An 18,349-nucleotide genomic window follows, 5' to 3' on the forward strand; every position below is an offset into this window, starting at 1 on the left:
GGTAATCCCTAATTTCTCGGCAACAAGGCTCCTGTGGACACAACCTGGAAACTCAGCTGGCAGCGTGCACGCAACCATGAGGGCGTCACGCGCGGCGCGCGTGCCTTGGTGGCCTTGGCCGCCGTGCTGGCCTATGGCTGGTGGGCCGACTGGCAGGCCGAGTTGATGCCGGTGCTGCTGGGCGTGATCGCCAGCGCGCTCACCGAAACCGACGACAGCTGGCGCGGGCGCCTGCGTGCTCAGTGCCTGGCGCTGGCGTGTTTTGGCCTCATGGCGGGGGCAGTCTGGGCGGCGGTGTCCTGGCCCTGGGTGCTGATGGGGGTGATGGCGCTGCTGGCCTTCGGCATCACCATGCTGGGGGCGTTGAGCGAGCGCTACCGCGCCATTGCCTTTGGTTCGCTCATCCTGTTCATCTATGCGGGGCTGGCCGCCCACAGCAGCCGTGCGGGTGCGGGTGACGCCATCCCCCGCATGCTGGCGGGTGCGGCCTGGTACGGCGTGGTGTCGGTGCTGTGGCATGCCGTGCTGCCGCGTGCACCGGTGCGCTACCGCCTGGCCAAGCTCTACGCCATGCTGGGCGAATACCTGCGCCTGAAGGCGCTGTTGCTGGAGCCGGTGCGGGATGTGGATCTGGAGCGCCGCCGCATGGCGCTGGCACTGCACAACGGCCGCGTGGTGGACGCCCTCAACGCCACCAAGGAGAGCCTGATCAGCCGCATGGGTGCGAGCGCCCCCCCGCTGTGGCTGCAAACGGCCATGCACCAGTACCTGGCGGCGCAGGACGTGCATGAGCGCGTGAGTTCGTCCCACGAGCATTACGACCTGCTTGCCCAGTCGTTCTTTCACAGCGATGTGCTGTACCGCTGCCAGCGCGTGCTCACGCTGCTGGGCGAACAGGCGCTCAAGCTGTCGGTGGCCATCGAGGCGCAGTCGGTGCCCCAGCACTGGGGCGTGACGACCCGTGCCATCGAGGACATGCAGGCCGCCGTGGCGCACCTGCAGTCCCAGGCGCAGCCCGCCGGTGCCGCGTCCCTTCCCGCCCAGTCCCGGGCGTTGCGGTCGCTGCATGCGTTGGCCGACAACCTGACCGCGCTGGCCGGGGTGTTTGCCGGTGCGCTGGCGCTGCCAGCTGGCAACGCCGAAGTGGCGGTGGACCACGCACTGTTTGACCGCGAGCCCCGCAGCCTGCGCGATGCCTGGACACGCCTGCGATCGCACTGGCAGCTGCAGTCTCCCTGGCTGCGCCACAGCCTGCGGCTGAGCCTGTCCCTCATGGTGGGCTTTGCCCTCATGCAGGCCACGGCCGATCCGCACGGGTACTGGATCTTGCTGACCATCGTGTTCGTGAGCCAGCCGCAGTACGCGGCCACGCAGACGCGGCTGATGGAGCGCGCCAAGGGCACTGCCATGGGGCTTGCGCTGGGGTGGGCGGTGATCCAGCTGTTTCCGGGCGAGCTGGTGCAGGCCGCCTTGCTGGTGCTGGGGGGCGCGGTATTTTTTGGGGCGCGGCACACCCGCTATACCCTGGCTACTGCGGCTGTCACCACCTTGTTGCTGCTCAGCTTTCACCAGATGGGCGCGGCCAGCGGCGTGATCTCCGCGCGCCTGCTCGATACCGTGGTCGGCTGCGTGATCGCCGCCGTCGCCTCATGGCTGGTGCTGCCGTCGTGGCAGTCGCGCCACTGGCCCCGGCTGGCCGCCCAGGTGCTGCAGACCCAGGCGTTGTACCTGCGGGAGATTCTGGCGCAGTACCAGGGCGGCAAGTGCGACCACCTGGCCTACCGTCTGGCCCGGCGCAATGCCCACAATGCGGATGCCGCACTGTCCAACTCGTACAGCGCCATGCTCAAGGAGCCCTTGCATGTACGTGGCAACGCCGAGGTGGTGGGGCATTTCCTGTGCCTGTCGCACACCCAGCTCAACTACCTGTCGGCCCTGGGTGCCCAGCGCGGTGGTGCGGCGGCCCAGCCCATGGACGAGGCCACGCGTGAACTGGCGCAAAGCCTGCTGGCGTCCCTGCAGCAACTGGCGCTGGAGCTGGAGCGCGCGCAGCAGTCAGGCCGGGTGCGCAAGTCCCACAGCGCCCCGGCAGTGGCCCAGGTGCTGCGCGAGTGGGGCACGGTACCGGCAGCGCCCAGCGCGCACAGCCTCATGGCGGCGCAGCTGCAGCTGGTGGGCAAGGTGTTCCCACAGTTGCAGGCGCAGGCACGCCAGCTGGTGATCACGGAATAACGTGGGTGGAGTGCGGCGCGCGAATGCTGCCGCAGCCGGGTCAGCGTGCGTGCTTGGCGAACTTGCCCGCAAATGCCTGGGCAATGCTCAGCCCGCGTTGCCCCGCGACCAGCGTGGCGGTCTGCCCGGCGGCGATGGTGCCGGGCCGGTCCACCGCCAGGTAGTAGCCGCAGCAGCCCGCCACCGCCATGGCGCGGCCGGCCTGGGCAAAACCCATCACGGCATTGAACTTGAAGCAGGGCTCGCGGGGGGCCGTCACGCGCAGCACGCAGTCCGGGAAATGCCACTCATCGCCCACAAACACCTCATGCTCCAGCGGTCCGTCAATGGTGAGGTTCTCGCCCATGAAGCCTGGTGGCAGCGCCTCGTCGAACAGGCTCACGCCCCGCTCGCGGCGTTGGGCCTGCCAGAACGCATAGTGCGCAGCGGGGTAGGCATACACCGCCTTGGCCAGACCGCCGTGCACGCTCAGGTCGGCCTGCTCGTCACCCGCCAGCCCCAGTGGGCCCACCGCCACGGGGTCGGTGACGGATGTTTTGCCGATGGCGGTAAGCACCGACCGCTCGCCCACCTTCAGGCGGCGGGCGGAGCCGACGTTCAGGTGGCGTACGACGATGACGGGCGCCGTCACAGCGGGTGCTCGGTGTAGAACTTGCCGCCGTGGTACAGCAGGGGCGACGCGCCCTCGCGGTGCTCGCAGCGCTCCACCTCGCCCACGAAGATGGTGTGGTCACCCTCCTTGTACTGGCTGCGGTTGAAGCACTCGAACGTGGCGGCGGCACCGACCAGCAGCGGCGCGCCGCTGATACCGGGGCGGTGCTCCAGGCCGGCCCAGCGGTCGATGCCGCGGGTGGCGAACCGTTCGGCCAGGTCTTTCTGGTCCGCTGCCAGCACATGGATGGCGTAGTGTGAGCCGTTGGCAAACGCCGGCATGGTGCTGGCGCCATGCGACAGGCTCCACAGCACCAGCGGGGGCTCCAGCGACACCGAATTGAACGAGCTGGCCGTGAGCCCCACCAGTTCGCCCGCGGCATTGCGGGCGGTCACGATGGTCACACCCGTGGCGAACATGCCCAGCGCATTGCGGAATTCGCGGGTCGAAAAGCTCGGCGGCAGGGCGAGGGCGGGGCGGGGGAGCGATGGGTTCACAAAAGCGGCGCCAGCGGTGGCGGCGTGGGGCAAGCAACAGGACCTATTATCAGGCGCCACCCTCCGCTGCGCTGTTGCGGGGTTTACTTCTGCTTTTCACCGCATGGCTGCACTGCTCCCTACCTTCACCACCCTCGGCTCCGGCCCCACCGTGCTCATGCTGCACGATGCCGACGGCGACCACCTTACCTTTGCGCCCCAGGTGGAGACCCTGGCCACCTCGGGCTACCGGGCCGTGGCCTGGGACATGCCAGGTTATGGCCGCAGCGCGCCCGTGGAGCCCTACACCTTCAAGGCACTGGCACAAAGCTGCCTGGCGCTGATCGAGGCGCTGCGCTGTGGCCCTGTCACGCTGGTCGGCCACGGCATGGGCGCCATGGTGGCGCTGGAGGCTGCGGTGCGCGATGCGTCCAAGGTGCGCCGCTTGGTGCTGTGCGCAGGCGGCCCGGCGCTGGATGCCCAGGCCGTGCAGGACTGGGTGGCACCGCGCGAGCAGGCCCTCAAGGCCCTGGACGCGGGCGGCAGCATGGAACAACTGGCACAGACCCTGGTGCCGCAGTGGATCGGCACCGGCGCCCTGCCCGAAGGCGTGCGGCTGGCGGGCCATGCATTGGGCCAGGTGTTCCCGGGCGCTTACCGCCGCGCCCTGGAGGCCCTGCCCACGTTTGACCGGGGTGCCGCCGCGCTGGCGCACTTGGCCATGCCGGTGCTGCTGGTGGGCGGTGATCAGGACCGGTGCACTCCCCCCGCAGCCTTGCAGGCGCTGGCCCAGGTGTTGCCCGATGCGCAGACGGTGCTGCTGCCGCATGTGGGGCATTGGCCCCAGCTGGAAGACCCCGAGGGGTTTGACGCTGCGCTGCTCGATTTTCTGGCCCACCGGCGCACGCTGCACTGACCCTTTTGATCTTGGCTCGCCCGGCCGCCGCGCCCGGGCATGAAAGCTGCCTTCTTTCTCCATGTTGTTTGCCCTCAAGAAAATTCTGTCTGCGCTGCTGTTGCCGCCGGTGTCCAGCATCGTGCTGGCGCTGTTTGGTCTGTGGCTGGCGCGGTACCACCGTCGCACTGGCAACACGCTGGTGGTGCTGTCGCTGTTGTCGGTGCTGGTGTTGTCCTGGCCGCCGGTGTCGGACGCGCTGGTGCGCAGCCTCGAGCGCTACCCCGCCGTCACGCCGCGCCAGTTGCCCGAGGCGAAGGTGCAGGCTATCGTGGTGCTGGGCGGCGGCGCCGACACCGTGGCGCCCGAATACGGGGTGGACGTGCTCAGCCGGGGCGCACGCGAGCGGGTTCGCTATGCCGCCTACCTGCAGCAGCAGACCGGCCTTCCTATTCTGGCCACAGGGGGCTCGACGGGCGGCACACGGGCCGAGGCCCTGGTGATGAAGGACGTGGTGGAGCGGGAGTTCAAGGGCCGCGTGCGCTGGACCGAAGTGGAGTCCCTCGACACCCGCAACAACGCCGAAAAATCGGCTGTCCTGCTCAAGACCTCGGGCATCGAGCGCATTGCGCTCGTCACCCACGGCTGGCACATGGTTCGGGCGGCGAAGGACTTTGAACATGCCGGGCTGCAGGTGCTGCCTGCGCCCATGGGCTTCAAAGGGGGGCAGTCACGCAAGCTCTATCGCGTGCTGCCCCGCGCCTCGGCCCTGTCCGACAGCAGCCTGGCGCTGCACGAGTGGCTGGGCATAGTGGCCCAGCGTGCTTCGCTGGACCGGTGAGAGCTCGTTGACGATCCCCTGCGAGATCGTCCACAGGCTCTCAGATCAGCCTGCGGCGGGTGTGACCAGGAAGCGGCTGGCGGCTTCCACCGCCTGCGCATCGGCCTGCACGGCGCCCGGGGGGCCGCCCTTGCCCCACAGCGCACCGCCCCAGGTCATGGACAGGAACTGCGCGCACAGCGCCACCGAATCGATCATGGGCTGGGCCTTGGTGCGGTCGCCGCTGGTGGTGATGAGCGACAGCGTCTTGCGGCCCATGGCGTCCTTGAAGTCCAAGCCGGGCACGCGCATCCAGGCGCTCCAGTGGTCGAGGTAGGTTTTGAGCGGCGAGGGGATGCTGTACCAATACACCGGCGCCACCCAAACGATGTGGCTGGCGGCCAGCGTGGCGTCCAGCAGGGTTTTCATGTCGCCCTCAGGCGGTGCGTAGGTGCCGGTGGTGTGGCGCTGGTCCACAAAGGGCGGCAACTGCATGCGCGCGAGGTGGTGCCAGGTTTGCTCCGTGCCCGCAGGCAGGGCGGCGGCGGCCTGCCGCGCCAACCATTCGGTGTTGCCGAGGTGGCCGGGTTCGCGGGTGGAGGTGGTGAGGAAGAGGTAATGGGGTGCAGACATGGCCGGCATCGTAGCGGCACCGGCCCGTGTCTGCAGGCGCAGGGTGCGCGCCGTCCCTCAGGCCGGGACCACAGCGCGCGGCGCGCGCACGGCTTCGGCACCCAGAAAACCAAAGTTCATCGCGGGCTGCTCGCCGCTGATCAACTCCGCCAGGGCCTTGCCCGAGCCCGCACCGTGCGTCCAGCCCAGCGTGCCGTGGCCCGCGTTGACCCAGAGCTTGCCCACGCGGGTGCGACCGATGAACGGGATGTTGGTGGGCGTGGCGGGGCGCAGGCCGGTCCAGTACTGCGGGTTGCCGCCTTCCTCGGGCGTGCGGGTGTCGCACACGCCGGGCAGGATGGCCTCGATGCGGCGCGAGAGCATGTGGCAGCGCGCGCGGGCCAGGGAGCTGTCGAGTGTCAGGTCCCAGCCGTTGAGCTCGATGGTGCCCGCCACGCGCAGGTGGTTGCCCAGCCGGCTCATGGCAATCTTCTTGCCGTCGTCGATGGTGGAGACCATGGGAGCGCCCTGGGGCTTGAGCAGCGGGAAGGTCGCGCTGTAGCCCTTGCCAGGGTAGATCGGCAGGTCCACGCCCACACTGCGCAGCAGCGGAGCGCTGTACGAGCCGCAGGCCACCACGATGGCGTCCGCCTTCAATATGAAGTCTTTTTTGCCGCTTGCGCTAGTGGAATTTGGCATAACCGCTACTGAATCAATAGCATTGCCAATCTTGTTCAGCCGCAGCACATCGTGGCCGTACAGGAACTGCACGCCGCGCGCTGCGCAGCGGCGGGCCAGTTCCTGGGTGAAGACCCGTGCATCGCCGCTCTCGTCAGTGCTGGTGTAGGTGCCGCCGGTGATCTTGTCGCCGTAGGCCTTGAAGGCCGGTTCGATCTGCAGCAGCTCGTCGCGGCTGACCAGGCGGCGCTGTACGCCGTGCTTGCGCATCAGTTCGACCGCATGGCCTGCGGCGTCGAAGGATTTCTGGTCGGTGTAGAAGTGGGCAATGCCGCGTTCGAGCCGGTTGTATTCGATGCCCGTGGTTTTCACCAGGTCCTTCAGAGCCGCATGGCTGTAGGCGCCCAGCGCCACAATCTGCGCCACGTTCCGCTCGAACGCCGCATCGTTGCACTGCGCGAGGAACTGCAGGCCCCAGCGCCATTGCTGCCAGTCCATCTGCGGGCGAAACAGCAGCGGCGCTTCCTTGTCGAACATCCACTTGAGCGCCTTGAGCGGCGCCTCGCGGTTGGCCCAGGGCTCGCAGTAGCTCACCGAGATCTGCGCCGCGTTGGCAAAACTGGTTTCGAGTGCTGCATCGGGCTGGCGGTCGATCACGATGACTTCGTGACCGCGTTCCAGCAGGTGCCACGCCGTGCTGATGCCGATGATGCCGGCGCCGAGAACAATGGTTTTCATATGCGGAATGCCTTGTGAGCCTTTGCGTGCCACACGCCCCAGTGCGGGACACGATGGGGCGCAGTGTGCGCGACATTGCATTCAACTAAAAGCAAAATTAAACTTACTCCAAAAACATCAGCGCACCTAATGAATAGCGCTGCGGAGACAACCCTCTTTTGTTCGAGTCCGAGACCATGAGCACCTACGATCCCGCCGCCCTGGAATGCCTTGCCGCCATCGTTGAAGAGGGCGGCTTCGAGCGCGCCGCGCAGCGCCTGAACGTCACGCAGTCGGCCGTCTCGCAGCGCCTGCGCGCGCTGGAGGCGCAGGTGGGCTCGGTGCTCATCGTGCGCAGCCGCCCGCTGCGGCCCACGTCGGCCGGGCAGCTGCTGCTCAAGCACACCAAGCAAATGCGCCTGTTGCGCGCCGACCTGGAGCGCGACCTGCAGGAGCTGGCGCCCAGCGCGCCGGGGGGCTCGCGCGAAGATGAGCGCATCTCGATCGCCATCAACGCCGACAGCATCGCCACCTGGGCCATGGGTGCGCTGCACGATCTGGTGCGCCAGCGCCTGCCGCTCGAAATCATCGTGGACGACCAGGACTTCACGCAGGAATGGCTGCGCTCGGGCCAGGTGCTGGGCTGTGTGACCACGCTCAAGCAGGCACTGCGCGGTTGCAAGATGGTGCCGCTCGGGGCCATGCCCTATGTCGCGGTGGCGTCGGCCAGTTACGCGCAGCAGTACCTGCCGCAGGGACTGACGCCCCACAACTTCCGCGACGTGTCGTTTCTGTCGTTCAACCGCAAGGACGACATGGCGGCCGAGTTTGTGGCCCGTGCGTTCGGGCTCAAGCGCGTGGCGCTCAACCACCTGTTTGTGCCGGGCTCTGAGGCGCAGATGCGTGCGGTGGCCGCTGGCTGGGCCGTGGGGGTGATGCCCGAGCTGATGGCGCGGCAGGCGCTGGCCGACGGCAGCATGGTGGACCTGGCCCCCGGCCGGTCGCTGCCGATCCAGCTGTACTGGCATTGCTGGAACCTGGAGTCCGAGCTGCTGGATGCATTGTCGGCAGCGCTGACGGGCGCCGCTGCCCAGGCGCTGGTGTCCTGACACGGCCTTGCTGTTCGCCACATGCGGGGCGCAAGGCACGGTTTGTGCTGTCAAAAACGTGAACGACGTAGTTGCATTGCAACTTAGTCATTTATTTTTTTACTGCAATGTATAAAATGGACGCCATGCAAACGCCGCAACCCAAAGTCTCTTTCAAGGAGCAGATGCATCAGGCCCGCGAGGATGCCATCCTCCAGTCCGCCTGCCGCCTGCTGGGCGAAAAAGCCTTCGACGCCATGACCATGGACGACGTGGCCAACGCCGTCGGTATCGCCAAGGCCAGCCTGTACAAGCATTTCTGCAGCAAGGAAGAGCTGTGCAGCGCTGCAATGGTGCAGATCCTGGGGCGCGTACAGGCTTATCTGGCAGGGTTGCCGGCCGACATGCCCCCGCTGGAAAAGCTGCATGCGCTGGTGCGCTGGTCGCTGGAGCGCCTGCTGACCAACGAGATGCCCCTGCTGCCGAGCCGCAACTCCACGCTGCGTGCGGTGCTCATGGCCAACAAGGACTACCTGAACGGACTGGTGGCCGTGAGCGACCAGATCGGCGAATGGATCACCGAGGCCCAGGCCCAAGGGGTGATCAGCCCCACGCTGCCGCCGCTGGTGGTGCTGTACACCCTGTATGCGCGCGCGTGTGACCCGGTGGTGAGCTTCCTCAAGGAAGGCGGGCAGTATTCGGACGCCGAAATCGTGGACTTGGTGGTGCGCACCTGTTTTGACGGGCTGGCAGCGCGTTGACATGGCGGCACGATAAGCCGCATCGATAAAAAAAGCCCGGCACGCCGGGCTTTTTGCTGTATGGGTGCTGCGCCGGTGGAGCCGCGCAGCACCTGGGGCCCTGTCACTTCGGCAGGATCACCTTGTCCACCACGTGGATCACGCCGTTGCTGGTGAATACGTCGGTCGCCACAATATTGCTGGTGCGCATGTTCTGGTCGGTGATCACCAAGCTGGCGTTGATGGTGAAGGTCTGGCCCTGCACTGTGGTGATGGCGGTATTGACGGGCACTTCGGCCTTGAGCACGCGCGCGGGCACCACGTGGTAGGTCAGCACCTGGGTCAGCAGGGTCTTGTTGGCCAGCAGCGCGTCCTTGGTCACGCCCAGCTCGGTCAGCAGCGCCGCGAACGCGGCGTTGGTGGGGGCAAACACAGTGAAAGGGCCAGCGCCCTGCAGTGTGCTCACCAGGCCCGCGGCCACTACGGCCTCGACGAGGATGCTGAAGTCAGGCAGGGCCGAGGCCGTGGCCACGATGTCCTTGTCGGCGGGCAGCAGCACCTTGTCCACCAGATGCACCACGCCGTTGCTGGCCTGGATGTCGGTGCTGGTGATGGTGCTCACCCGGTTGCGGCCGTCGGTGATCTTCAGGCCGTTGTTCGACTCGATCTTGAAGAAGCCGCCCGACACCGGCGTGATCGCCTTGCCCAGAGGCACATCAGCCCGCATCACCTTGCTGCCCAGCACGTGGTAGGTCAGCACGGCGGTCAACAGGGGCTTGTTGGCCAGCAGCGCTTCCTTGGTCACGCCCAGTTCGGTCAGCAACGCCGCAAACGCCGCGTTGGTGGGCGCGAACACGGTGAGCGTGCCTGCGCTCAGCGTGGGCGCCAAGCCGGCTGCGACCACGGCTTCGACCAGGATGCTCAGCTCGGGGGTGTTTTGCGCCAGTTCGACGATGTTGCGCTGGGGTTCGTCGTCGCTGCCCCCGCAGGCCTGCAACAGGGTGGTGCTGGCGCCCAGGGCGGCGGCCATCAGGACGGTGCGGCGATTGAATACGGTGTTCATGGCGGCTTCTCCTCGTGAATGGATGGTGGGTGAAAAGAGCGGTGGTGCCTGTGGCTTACTTGGGCATCAGCACCGTGTCGATCGCATGGATCACGCCGTTGCTGGCGGCCACGTCGGTGGCAATGACCTTGGACTGGTCGACCGTCACGCCCATGCTGGTGCTGACGGTGAGTTCCTGGCCTTGCACGGTCTTGACCTTGCCCGCCTTCACATCCTTGGCCATGACCTTGCCGGGCACCACGTGGTAAGTCAGCACCTTGGTCAGTGCGGCCTTGTCAGCCAGCAGGCCGTCCAGCGTGGCCTTGGGGATCTTGGCGAACGCTTCGTCGGTGGGGGCAAACACCGTGAACGGGCCGGGGCCCTTGAGGGTGTCCACCAGACCGGCGGCCTGCACGGCGGCCACCAGGGTCTTGAAGTTGCCCGCCTTCACGGCGGTATCGACGATGTCTTGCGCCATGGCGCTGAAGGTGGCGCCAGCGGTCAAAGCGAGTGCAATCAGGGTCTTCTTCATGGGTCGTTCCTCTCGGTTTCGATGGAAATGACACGCCAAGATGGGCGTGGCGCGAATGTATAACCATTTGGTACGAAAGTAAACTGATTGGTTATTCAATAACCATTTAGTCGTAACGAGATGAAAAAAAGCCCTGCAAGGCAGGGCTTTGGGGTGGGCGTTGCGCCGTTGCGCCGTCGTGCGCTGTGGACCTGTGCGTTCAGCGAACGATCAGAAGCGGCACCTTGCTGTGGGCCAGCACCTGGGTGGTCACCGAGCCCATCACCAGCGTGGCGATGGCGCCATGGCCGTGCGAGCCCATGACCAGCAGGTCGAACTTGCCGGTGTCTGCCACCTTGGCAATGGTCTCGCCCACCGCGCCGACCTTGACGCTGCGCTTGGCATCCACCCCGTGGCGGCCCAGGAACTTGCACACCGGGGCGAGGATTTTTTCGGCTTCTTCTGCGTGGTAGTTGTCGACCACTTCCTTGCCCAGCGCGGCGCGTGCACGGGGAGGCAGCGGGGCCTGCACCGTCAGCACGGTGTAGGTGTGGGTGCCGCCCAGCAGTTCTTCGTGGGTGGCCAGGTAGGCCAGCATTTTCTTGGTGTAGGCGCTGCCATCGACAGCAAGCAGGATGTTCATGGTGTTCTCCGAAAAAGGATGAAGCAGACTACTCTGCGCGGGTGCCTGTTGTCTTGACCTGGGTCATGTTGTTCTGTTCGGCGCGTGGCGGATTCGTACGAACCGCGCACCGATCATACGGTGACCATGCAGCGCGGCTGAAACGCGATCTGCTCGCCCTTGCGCGCATAACCCAGCGGGTTGGCCACCACCCGGCACTGCCAGGCGGAGCCATCGCTGTGCGTGCCCTGGGCGGTGTAGTCGCTGGGCGCATGCAGGTGGCCGTGCAGCCACAACGGGGTGTACATCAGCAGGTCGTCCAGCGCGTTGCAAAACCCCGCCGTGCCAGGCACCAGGCCGTAGCGGGGGTCGGCGCTGCGCAGGCTGGGCGCAAAGTGGGTGACGACCACGGTGGCACCGTCAAATGGCTGCTGCAGCACATCGCGCAGCCACTGCTGGCAAACCAGCGCCTGATCGCGCATGGGTTCGGCCAGAAACGGCTCCGCGTGGCGCGTGCCACCGGTCTTGCGCAGGTAGAAGTTGGCCGCACGAAAAGCCTTGTCGCGCAGCTGGAGCCGGCGCGTGAGGTCGGTGGTGCCTTCATGGTCGGCCAGCGCGTCGAAATCGCTCCAGAGTGTCGTGCCGACAAAGCGCACGCCTTGCAGCACCAGGGTTTCACGTTCGAGCCACGCAATGCCCAAGCGGTCACAGGTCCGGCGCAGCCGCAGGTGCGCGGCATCGAAGTCCTGGGCGTCGTACTCATGGTTGCCGGGCACAAACAGCACGGGGGTCGGCCAGCCTGCATATTGGGACAACGGCGAAAACCGGGCCAGGCCGAAGTCGTCGTCGTCCAGTTGAGAGCCCTGCTGGTAGGAGCCCACGTCCCCCGCCAGCACCAACACATCCGTGCCAAGGGCGGGCTCGGGCACAAAGTGGGGGTGTGCCTCCAGATGGAGGTCGGACAAAAGCTGGATATTCATCAGCCGTACAGTCTAAGGCGTGCCGTGCAGGTCCTGCCCCGGAAAGGTGCGCCGTGCTGACCGTGCAAGCGCCTGCAGCAGCCAGGTCATTGCAGCCTGCTGGGGGCCGCGCCGGCGCCACAGGGCATCCACGTGCACGGCGGGCACGTCCAGGGGCAAAGCCCGTTGCACCAAGGCGTCGGCGATGCCGGTCACTGGCACAAAGTGGCGCGGCAGCACGGTCAGCAGGTCCGAGCCCGACACCACCCGACCGGCCGTGAAGAATTGGTTGACCGTGATCACAACCTTGCGCTCGCGGCCCAGCGACGCCAGGGCTTCGTCGATGAAACCAAAGGGCCGGCCCGAAAAACTCACCAGCATGTGCCGCGCTGCGCAGTAGGTGTCCAGCGTCAGCGGCGCGTCGGCCAGAGGGTGGCCCTGGCGCATCACGCACACGTATTCGCCGTCGTACAGCCGGCGGCTTTCAAAGGCGACCACGCCACCGGACTGTGCCCGCGCCGTGAGGTCGGCCAGTGCCGCTGGAAAGTAACCCACAGCCATGTCGGCCGCCTCTTCTTCGAGCAGACGCCGGGGGTCGCGCGTGGTCAGCGGCAGCACGCGGATGGAGATGCCGGGGGCTTCGCGCTCGATGATCTCCACCAGGGCCGGCACCAGTGTCGCCGCCGTGGCATCGGCCATGGCCAGCACAAAGGTGGACTCCGCCGTTGCCGGGTCAAAGTGCCCCGGCGCCAGGGACTCCTGCAAATGGGCCAGGGCCTCGCGCACTGGGGGCCACAGGGCCAGTGCACGTGGCGTGGGCTCCACCCCCTGGCCGCTGCGCACCACCAGTTCATCGCCCACCACATCGCGCAGGCGCCGCATGGCATTGCTGACTGCCGGCTGGGTGATAGACAGCTTGTGCGCAGCCCGGGTGAGGCTGCGCTCGGCCATCACCTCGTCAAAGACGCGCAGCAGGTTCAGGTCCAGGGAGCGGAAGTTCAGGGGAGTCATGGTCACCCAAGAGCATATTCATCACTGACATGAATATCAATGATTCAAAATATAAACTTGAATATGCAAAGGGTAAACCCTAATATCACCCCATCGCCCGGCAATCTCGCCACAAGCGTTAGAAAAGGGAAACCGAAATGACCGCCTTTGCACACGTTGAGTACCCCACCGAACACCCCGGCGTTGTCCGCGCCGAAAACGCCGCTGCCGCTCTGAAGAGCGCTGCCGCCCATTTTGACGGCGCGCGTGGCGCAGCCTCCCTGCTGTTGGCCGCCGTGGTCTCCGCGCTGCTGGTGGTGGCCAACCAAGTCATCGACACCTGGACCGAAGGCCACCTGCTGGCTGCCTGGATGGTGCTGTGGCTCGTGGCCTTTGCGGCCCTGGCGCTCCTGACCAGCCCCGCCCGCCGCGCCGGTGTTGCGCTGCGCGGCACTGCGCTGGCATGGGCTGAAAGCCGACGCCGCGCTGCTGAAGATCAGCGCACCTGGCAAGTCGCCCTGAAGGACCCACGGATCATGGCTGAACTGAACCATGCCATGGGCATTCCCACTGTGAACAGCATCCGCAAGTACTACTGAAGCATTTGCGCGGCGCACGCTGCGCAGAGACTCCCATTCAAAGCCGTGGCCAACGCCACGGCTTTTTTTATGCCCCGTTGCGCCCCGCGTGCAGTCTGTTCTTGCAGTGTCCGCACGAAAAAAAGCCGCCCCGCAAGGGCGGGACGGCTTTGAATGGTCAGCTTCCTTGACTGAATGTCGCAGCGTCAGGCTGCCAAACGCTTTTGCAGTTGCGCCTTGGTATCGAGCAGCGCCTTTGGCAGGTGGTAGGCCAGCTGTTCGAAGTGTGCATCGTGCAGCTTGAACTCTTCGGCCCAGGCCGCCTTGTCGATGCTGGTCACTGCGTCAAACTTGTGGGCGCTGAAGTCCAGGCCCGTCCAGTTGATCTCTGCGTACTGCGGGGCCACGCCGAACATGGTTTCCTGGCCTTGGGCCTGGCCTTCGATGCGGTCAATCATCCACTTGAGTACGCGCATGTTGTCGCCATAACCGGGCCAGACGAACTTGCTGGCCTCGTCCTTGCGGAACCAGTTCACGCAGAACACCTTGGGCAGCGCCTTGCCGGTGGCGGCAATCTTGCCTTCCATGTTGAGCCAGTGCTGGAAGTAGTCGCTCATGTTGTAGCCGCAGAACGGCAGCATGGCAAACGGATCGCGGCGCACCACGCCCTGGGCGCCAAACGCAGCGGCAGTGGTCTCGGAGCCCATGGTGGCAGCCATGTACACACCTTCGGTCCAGCTACGGGCTTCGGTCACCAGGGGCACCGTGGTCGAGCGACGGCCGCCGAAGATGAAGGCATCGATGGCCACGCCATTGGCGTCATCCCACTGGGCGTCCAGTGCGGGGTTGTTGGTGGCAGCCACCGTGAAGCGCGAGTTGGGGTGGGCGGCCTTGGCGCCAGTTTCCTTGGCGATCTGGGGCGTCCAGTCCTTGCCTTGCCAGTCGATCAGGTGGTCTGGCAGCTTGCCCGTGTCCTTTTCCATGCCTTCCCACCACACGTCGCCGTCGTCCGTCAGGGCCACGTTGGTGAAGATCACGTCCTTGTCCAGGCTGCGCATGCAGTTGGGGTTGGTGTGCATGTTGGTGCCGGGAGCCACGCCGAAGTAGCCAGCCTCGGGGTTGATGGCGTACATCTTGCCGTCGGCATGGGGCTTGATCCAGGCGATGTCATCACCGATGGTGGTGACCTTCCAGCCGGCAAAGCCCGCCTCGGGAGGCACCAGCATCGAGAAGTTGGTCTTGCCGCAGGCGCTGGGGAAGGCCGCTGCCACGTGGTACTTCTTGCCGGCGGGGTTGGTCACACCCAGGATGAGCATGTGCTCGGCCAGCCAGCCCTGGTCGCGGCCCATGGTGGAAGCGATGCGCAGGGCCAGGCACTTCTTGCCCAGCAGCGCGTTGCCACCGTAGCCCGAGCCGTAGGACCAGATCTCGCGCGTTTCGGGATAGTGCACGATGTACTTGACCTTGGGGTTGCAAGGCCAGCTGGTCGTGTCCTTCTCGCCTTCGGCCAGGGGCGCGCCCACGGTGTGCATGCAAGGCACGAACTCGCCTTCCACACCCAGCACGTCGTACCCGGCCTTGCCCATGCGGGTCATCAGGCGCTGGTTCACGGCCACGTAGGCGCTGTCGGTCAGCTCCACGCCGATGTGGGCGATGTGGCTGCCCAGTGGGCCCATGCTGAACGGCACCACGTACATGGTGCGGCCCTTCATGCAGCCGTCAAACAGTGGCTGCAGCGTGGCGCGCATTTCAGCGGGAGCCATCCAGTTGTTAGTGGGGCCGGCGTCTTCCTTGGCGGCCGAGCAAATGTAGGTGCGGTCTTCCACACGGGCCACGTCCGATGGATCGGACCAGGCCAGGAAGCTGCCGGGGCGCTTGGCGGGGTTCAGCTTCTTGAAGGTGCCGGCATCGACCAGCTGCTGGCACAGGCGGTCGTACTCTTCTTTGGAGCCATCGCACCAGTAGATGCTGTCGGGTTTGCACAGGGCGGCCATGTCGGCCACCCAGGCGAGCAGCCGGGCGTTTTTGACGTAAGCGGGGGCGTTGAGATTCAGGCCCTGCATCGTGGGTGCGTTCATCGGGGAGCTTCCTAAGTTGAAAAAACGTTTTTTCAAAGGAAGCGGACCGGGCGGGTCACGGCGAGGCCTGGCGCAGTTGCGGTGCTGAGCGCTGCCTTTGAAAAAACGGCTTTCGTGCTCAGTCGGCGGGCGGGAGCGTGTGTCAGCCCCACGGGTGGAGGCTAGTTCCACGGATTCCGCGGGTCGGCTGGGGTGTCAATTTTATGAATCTGCCGCCGGTTTGTCTGTCAGACAGGGGTCAAAACCATGCAAAAATAACATAGGTTTATGCATGGTTCTTGCCCCCATCTTCGTGGACTTTGGGACTAGGCGGTCGTGGCACCGCTCCAGCGCTCATAGCCGCTTTTGCGCAGCGCGCAGGCCGGGCAGGTACCGCAGCCGTAGCCCCACGCATGCAGCGTGTCGCGCACGCCGTGGTAGCAGGTGTGCGAGTCGTTCACGATCAGATCGACCAGTGCTTGCCCACCGAGGGCCCGGGCCAGTTCCCAGGTCTCGGCCTTGTCCAGCCACATCAGCGGGGTATCGAAGGTGAAACGCTGTCCCATGCCCAGCGATACCGCGACCTGCAGCGCCTTGAGCGTGTCGTCACGGCAGTCGGGGTAGCCCGAAAAATCGGTTTCGCACATGCCGCCCACCAGGGTGTGCAGGCCCCGCCGGTAGCCCACGGCGGCCGCCAGCTGGAAGAACAGGAGGTTGCGCCCTGGCACAAAAGTGTTGGGCAGGCCTGCGGCGGTCATCTGGATCTCGGTATCGCTCGTCAACGCCGTGTCGCTGATGTGGCCCAGCACGGCCAGGTCCAGCATGTGGTCATCGCCCAGCCGCGCGTTCCACTGCGGAAACTGCGCGCGCAGCGATGACAGCACCGTCTGCCGCGCCTGCAGTTCGATATGGTGGCGTTGGCCATAGTCAAAGCCGACGGTTTCGACATGGGCAAAGTTCTCCAGGGCCCAGGCCAGGCAGGTGGTGGAGTCTTGGCCTCCGGAAAAGAGGACGAGTGCGTGTCCGGGTCTCATGGGGGTTCTCCAGGTCAAACGAGGATGGGAGTGGGGGCTGGACGAAAAAAAGCCCCGCACTGCGGGGCTGTGGTGGAGGCCTGCCGGAGCGGTCAGGCCATCATCACGGCGATGAATGCCAGCAGGAACATCATGATGCCGCCCACCACCGGCAGCACCACGGGGACCACGTGAACGACGTTTTCCACAGGGTCGTTCGATGGTGTTGCGGGGGCGTGCGAGGTGTTGTGGTCAGACATGGTGGGCTCCAGATGCTTAAAACTTGCGCAATTCTAGCCGCGAGAACCTGTGCAGGGGCAAAACCCTGTGGTCTCTATGAACAGGCTCTCAGATCAGGTCGGCCTGCATGCCCGCCGTGCGGAGCTGTCCCAGCACCTCATCCACATGGGGCTTGCCCCGGGTCTGCAGCACCAGTTCGATCTCCACGTTCTGCGCGGCCAGCATGGTGAAGGCGCGCTGGTGGTGCACTTCCTCGATATTGGCGCCCGCGTCGGCCACGGTGGCGGTGATGCGCGCCAGCACGCCGGGCACATCGCGTGCGCTGACCTTGATGCGCGCCAGGCGCCCCGAGCGCACCATGCCGCGCTCGATGATGGCCGCCAGCAGCAGCGGGTCGATGTTGCCGCCACACAGCACCAGGCCCACGCGCTTGCCCTGGAAGCGTTCGGGGTAGCGCACCAGCGCCGCCAGGCCGGCGGCGCCTGCGCCTTCGACCAGGGTCTTTTCGATCTCCAGCAGCATCAGCACCGCCTGCTCGATGTCGCCCTCGTCCACCAGCACCAGGTCGTCTACCAGGCGCTTGACGATCTCCTGCGTGATCTTGCCCGGCGTGCCCACGGCAATGCCCTCGGCGATGGTTGATGTGCCCTGCGGGTGGTGCGTGCCCTTGACCGCGTTGACCATGGCCGGGAAGCGCATGGTCTGCACGCCAATGACCTCGATGCCGGGCTTGATCGCCTTGGCCGCCGTCGCCACACCCGAGATCAGCCCGCCGCCGCCCACGGCAATCACCAGCGTGTCCAGGTCGGGCACGGCCTGCAGCATCTCCAGGCCCAGCGTGCCCTGGCCCGCAGCTACGCCCTCGTCGTCGTAGGGGTGGACAAAGGTCAGGCCTTGCGCATCGGCCAGCGCGTAGGCGTGGGCGCGGGCTTCTTCCAGCGTGTCGCCATGCAACACCACCTCGGCACCAAACCCGCGCGTGCGCTCCACCTTCACGCCGGGCGTGAAGCGCGGCATCACGATGACTGCGCGCAGGCCCAGTCGCTGCGCGTGGTAGGCCACGCCCTGCGCATGGTTGCCCGCACTCATGGCCACCACGCCGCGTGCGCGCTCGGCGTCCGTCAGCAGCGTGAGCCGGTTGCAGGCGCCGCGCTCTTTGAAGGACGCGGTGAACTGCAGGTTCTCGAACTTGAGGAAGACCTGCGCGCCCACGATCTGCGAGAGCGTCTTGGATTCCACACAGGGGGTGTCCAGCACCTGGCCTTGTAGGCGGGTGGCGGCGTCGCGGATGTCTTGGAGGGTCAGCATGGCGCCATTGTGTCGCAGCGCGGGGCTCTGTGGCGGGCGTCCGCTGCGTCCCGGCACACAAACTGCCTAGCTACTGCCCGCCGTAGTACGCACCACCTCCAGGGCATCCGCTGCGCTGC

General features: G+C 66.1%; 19 protein-coding genes. 6 read left to right on the top strand and 13 right to left on the bottom strand.

The features are described from left to right. Nucleotides 1-33: 33 nt before the first annotated feature. Entirely contained in the window at nucleotides 34-2,232 is a 2,199-nt protein-coding gene (gene yccS / locus N4G42_RS00935; RefSeq protein ID WP_260665819.1) for a YccS family putative transporter, read from the top strand. Nucleotides 2,233-2,272: 40 nt separating this feature from the next. Here yccS and N4G42_RS00940 read toward each other — a convergent pair whose 3' ends face one another. Together N4G42_RS00940 and N4G42_RS00945 are read right to left on the bottom strand one after the other, a co-directional pair. Then, complete coding sequence (locus N4G42_RS00940) at nucleotides 2,273-2,863, bottom strand: MOSC domain-containing protein (RefSeq protein WP_260665820.1); 591 nt, start codon at nucleotides 2,861-2,863, stop codon at nucleotides 2,273-2,275. Then, nucleotides 2,860-3,381 carry a flavin reductase family protein gene (locus N4G42_RS00945; RefSeq protein WP_260665897.1) on the bottom strand — a complete coding sequence of 174 codons (522 nt, stop codon included), beginning with the start codon at nucleotides 3,379-3,381 and terminating at the stop codon, nucleotides 2,860-2,862. The genes N4G42_RS00940 and N4G42_RS00945 overlap by 4 nt, the downstream gene beginning before the upstream one ends. 103 nt (nucleotides 3,382-3,484) lie before the next feature. Here N4G42_RS00945 and N4G42_RS00950 point away from each other — a divergent pair, with 103 nt between their 5' ends. Both N4G42_RS00950 and N4G42_RS00955 read left to right on the top strand, forming a co-directional pair. Beyond that, complete coding sequence (locus tag N4G42_RS00950; RefSeq protein ID WP_260665821.1) at nucleotides 3,485-4,276, top strand: alpha/beta fold hydrolase; 792 nt, start codon at nucleotides 3,485-3,487, stop codon at nucleotides 4,274-4,276. Between the two features lie 61 nt (nucleotides 4,277-4,337). Further along, nucleotides 4,338-5,096 carry a YdcF family protein gene (locus N4G42_RS00955; RefSeq protein ID WP_260665822.1) on the top strand — a complete coding sequence of 253 codons (759 nt, stop codon included), beginning with the start codon at nucleotides 4,338-4,340 and terminating at the stop codon, nucleotides 5,094-5,096. Nucleotides 5,097-5,141: 45 nt separating this feature from the next. On the opposite strand, the gene N4G42_RS00960 is transcribed toward N4G42_RS00955, so the two are convergent. Together N4G42_RS00960 and N4G42_RS00965 are read right to left on the bottom strand one after the other, a co-directional pair. Beyond that, nucleotides 5,142-5,717 carry a flavodoxin family protein gene (locus N4G42_RS00960; protein WP_108497655.1) on the bottom strand — a complete coding sequence of 192 codons (576 nt, stop codon included), beginning with the start codon at nucleotides 5,715-5,717 and terminating at the stop codon, nucleotides 5,142-5,144. Nucleotides 5,718-5,765: 48 nt separating this feature from the next. Continuing rightward, complete coding sequence (locus N4G42_RS00965) at nucleotides 5,766-7,103, bottom strand: D-amino acid dehydrogenase (RefSeq protein ID WP_260665823.1); 1,338 nt, start codon at nucleotides 7,101-7,103, stop codon at nucleotides 5,766-5,768. Between the two features lie 176 nt (nucleotides 7,104-7,279). On the opposite strand from N4G42_RS00965, the gene N4G42_RS00970 reads away from it, so the two are divergent. Next, a complete protein-coding gene (locus N4G42_RS00970; RefSeq protein ID WP_056057711.1) occupies nucleotides 7,280-8,191 on the top strand; it encodes a LysR family transcriptional regulator ArgP in 912 nt (303 codons plus the stop codon). A gap of 116 nt (nucleotides 8,192-8,307) precedes the next feature. Further along, entirely contained in the window at nucleotides 8,308-8,931 is a 624-nt protein-coding gene (locus N4G42_RS00975) for a TetR/AcrR family transcriptional regulator (RefSeq protein ID WP_082564834.1), read from the top strand. Nucleotides 8,932-9,034: 103 nt separating this feature from the next. Here N4G42_RS00975 and N4G42_RS00980 read toward each other — a convergent pair whose 3' ends face one another. From N4G42_RS00980 to N4G42_RS01000, 5 genes are all read right to left on the bottom strand, one after another. After that, the gene (locus N4G42_RS00980; RefSeq protein WP_260665824.1) at nucleotides 9,035-9,973 is read right to left on the bottom strand and encodes a fasciclin domain-containing protein; all 939 of its coding nucleotides are present in this window, start codon (nucleotides 9,971-9,973) and stop codon (nucleotides 9,035-9,037) included. Between the two features lie 55 nt (nucleotides 9,974-10,028). After that, nucleotides 10,029-10,484 carry a fasciclin domain-containing protein gene (locus tag N4G42_RS00985; protein WP_260665826.1) on the bottom strand — a complete coding sequence of 152 codons (456 nt, stop codon included), beginning with the start codon at nucleotides 10,482-10,484 and terminating at the stop codon, nucleotides 10,029-10,031. 199 nt (nucleotides 10,485-10,683) lie between these two features. Continuing rightward, nucleotides 10,684-11,106, bottom strand: a complete 423-nt coding sequence (locus N4G42_RS00990) for a universal stress protein (protein WP_015011999.1) — start codon at nucleotides 11,104-11,106, stop codon at nucleotides 10,684-10,686. A gap of 113 nt (nucleotides 11,107-11,219) precedes the next feature. Beyond that, nucleotides 11,220-12,065, bottom strand: coding sequence for a metallophosphoesterase (locus N4G42_RS00995; RefSeq protein WP_260665828.1), 846 nt, complete (start codon nucleotides 12,063-12,065; stop codon nucleotides 11,220-11,222). Between the two features lie 12 nt (nucleotides 12,066-12,077). Continuing rightward, nucleotides 12,078-13,055, bottom strand: coding sequence for a LysR family transcriptional regulator (locus N4G42_RS01000; RefSeq protein ID WP_015012001.1), 978 nt, complete (start codon nucleotides 13,053-13,055; stop codon nucleotides 12,078-12,080). A gap of 137 nt (nucleotides 13,056-13,192) precedes the next feature. Between N4G42_RS01000 and N4G42_RS01005 the strand changes: the two genes are divergently transcribed. After that, a complete protein-coding gene (locus tag N4G42_RS01005) occupies nucleotides 13,193-13,633 on the top strand; it encodes a hypothetical protein (protein WP_056057089.1) in 441 nt (146 codons plus the stop codon). Between the two features lie 185 nt (nucleotides 13,634-13,818). Here the strand turns inward: N4G42_RS01005 and N4G42_RS01010 are convergent, their stop codons facing one another. The 4 genes from N4G42_RS01010 to N4G42_RS01025 form a co-directional block, all read right to left on the bottom strand. Then, nucleotides 13,819-15,690: a phosphoenolpyruvate carboxykinase (GTP) gene (locus tag N4G42_RS01010; RefSeq protein ID WP_260665829.1), complete on the bottom strand. Its 1,872-nt coding sequence runs from the start codon at nucleotides 15,688-15,690 to the stop codon at nucleotides 13,819-13,821. Nucleotides 15,691-15,995: 305 nt separating this feature from the next. After that, on the bottom strand, nucleotides 15,996-16,703 hold the full coding sequence (gene queC, locus N4G42_RS01015) for a 7-cyano-7-deazaguanine synthase QueC (protein WP_260665830.1): 708 nt from the start codon (nucleotides 16,701-16,703) through the stop codon (nucleotides 15,996-15,998). Between the two features lie 92 nt (nucleotides 16,704-16,795). Next, the gene (locus tag N4G42_RS01020) at nucleotides 16,796-16,942 is read right to left on the bottom strand and encodes a hypothetical protein (RefSeq protein ID WP_165836532.1); all 147 of its coding nucleotides are present in this window, start codon (nucleotides 16,940-16,942) and stop codon (nucleotides 16,796-16,798) included. Nucleotides 16,943-17,030: 88 nt separating this feature from the next. Next, entirely contained in the window at nucleotides 17,031-18,230 is a 1,200-nt protein-coding gene (locus tag N4G42_RS01025; protein ID WP_260665831.1) for a threonine ammonia-lyase, read from the bottom strand. Nucleotides 18,231-18,349: the final 119 nt, after the last annotated feature.

The sequence above is a fragment of the Acidovorax sp. K2F genome, assembly GCF_025246485.1.
In the GTDB taxonomy this organism is placed as follows: domain Bacteria; phylum Pseudomonadota; class Gammaproteobacteria; order Burkholderiales; family Burkholderiaceae_C; genus Acidovorax; species Acidovorax delafieldii.

What these genes read in the sequence shown, in the direction of transcription:
- N4G42_RS00950 (WP_260665821.1), top strand. Translation starts at nt 3,485, where the DNA reads ATGGCTGCACTGCTCCCTACCTTCACCACCCTCGGCTCCGGCCCCACC.
- N4G42_RS00955 (WP_260665822.1), top strand. Translation starts at nt 4,338, where the DNA reads ATGTTGTTTGCCCTCAAGAAAATTCTGTCTGCGCTGCTGTTGCCGCCG.
- N4G42_RS00960 (WP_108497655.1), bottom strand. Translation starts at nt 5,717, where the DNA reads ATGCCGGCCATGTCTGCACCCCATTACCTCTTCCTCACCACCTCCACC.
- N4G42_RS00965 (WP_260665823.1), bottom strand. Translation starts at nt 7,103, where the DNA reads ATGAAAACCATTGTTCTCGGCGCCGGCATCATCGGCATCAGCACGGCG.
- N4G42_RS00970 (WP_056057711.1), top strand. Translation starts at nt 7,280, where the DNA reads ATGAGCACCTACGATCCCGCCGCCCTGGAATGCCTTGCCGCCATCGTT.
- N4G42_RS00975 (WP_082564834.1), top strand. Translation starts at nt 8,308, where the DNA reads ATGGACGCCATGCAAACGCCGCAACCCAAAGTCTCTTTCAAGGAGCAG.
- N4G42_RS00980 (WP_260665824.1), bottom strand. Translation starts at nt 9,973, where the DNA reads ATGAACACCGTATTCAATCGCCGCACCGTCCTGATGGCCGCCGCCCTG.
- N4G42_RS00985 (WP_260665826.1), bottom strand. Translation starts at nt 10,484, where the DNA reads ATGAAGAAGACCCTGATTGCACTCGCTTTGACCGCTGGCGCCACCTTC.
- N4G42_RS00990 (WP_015011999.1), bottom strand. Translation starts at nt 11,106, where the DNA reads ATGAACATCCTGCTTGCTGTCGATGGCAGCGCCTACACCAAGAAAATG.
- N4G42_RS00995 (WP_260665828.1), bottom strand. Translation starts at nt 12,065, where the DNA reads ATGAATATCCAGCTTTTGTCCGACCTCCATCTGGAGGCACACCCCCAC.
- N4G42_RS01000 (WP_015012001.1), bottom strand. Translation starts at nt 13,055, where the DNA reads ATGACTCCCCTGAACTTCCGCTCCCTGGACCTGAACCTGCTGCGCGTC.
- N4G42_RS01005 (WP_056057089.1), top strand. Translation starts at nt 13,193, where the DNA reads ATGACCGCCTTTGCACACGTTGAGTACCCCACCGAACACCCCGGCGTT.
- N4G42_RS01010 (WP_260665829.1), bottom strand. Translation starts at nt 15,690, where the DNA reads ATGAACGCACCCACGATGCAGGGCCTGAATCTCAACGCCCCCGCTTAC.
- queC (WP_260665830.1), bottom strand. Translation starts at nt 16,703, where the DNA reads ATGAGACCCGGACACGCACTCGTCCTCTTTTCCGGAGGCCAAGACTCC.
- N4G42_RS01020 (WP_165836532.1), bottom strand. Translation starts at nt 16,942, where the DNA reads ATGTCTGACCACAACACCTCGCACGCCCCCGCAACACCATCGAACGAC.
- N4G42_RS01025 (WP_260665831.1), bottom strand. Translation starts at nt 18,230, where the DNA reads ATGCTGACCCTCCAAGACATCCGCGACGCCGCCACCCGCCTACAAGGC.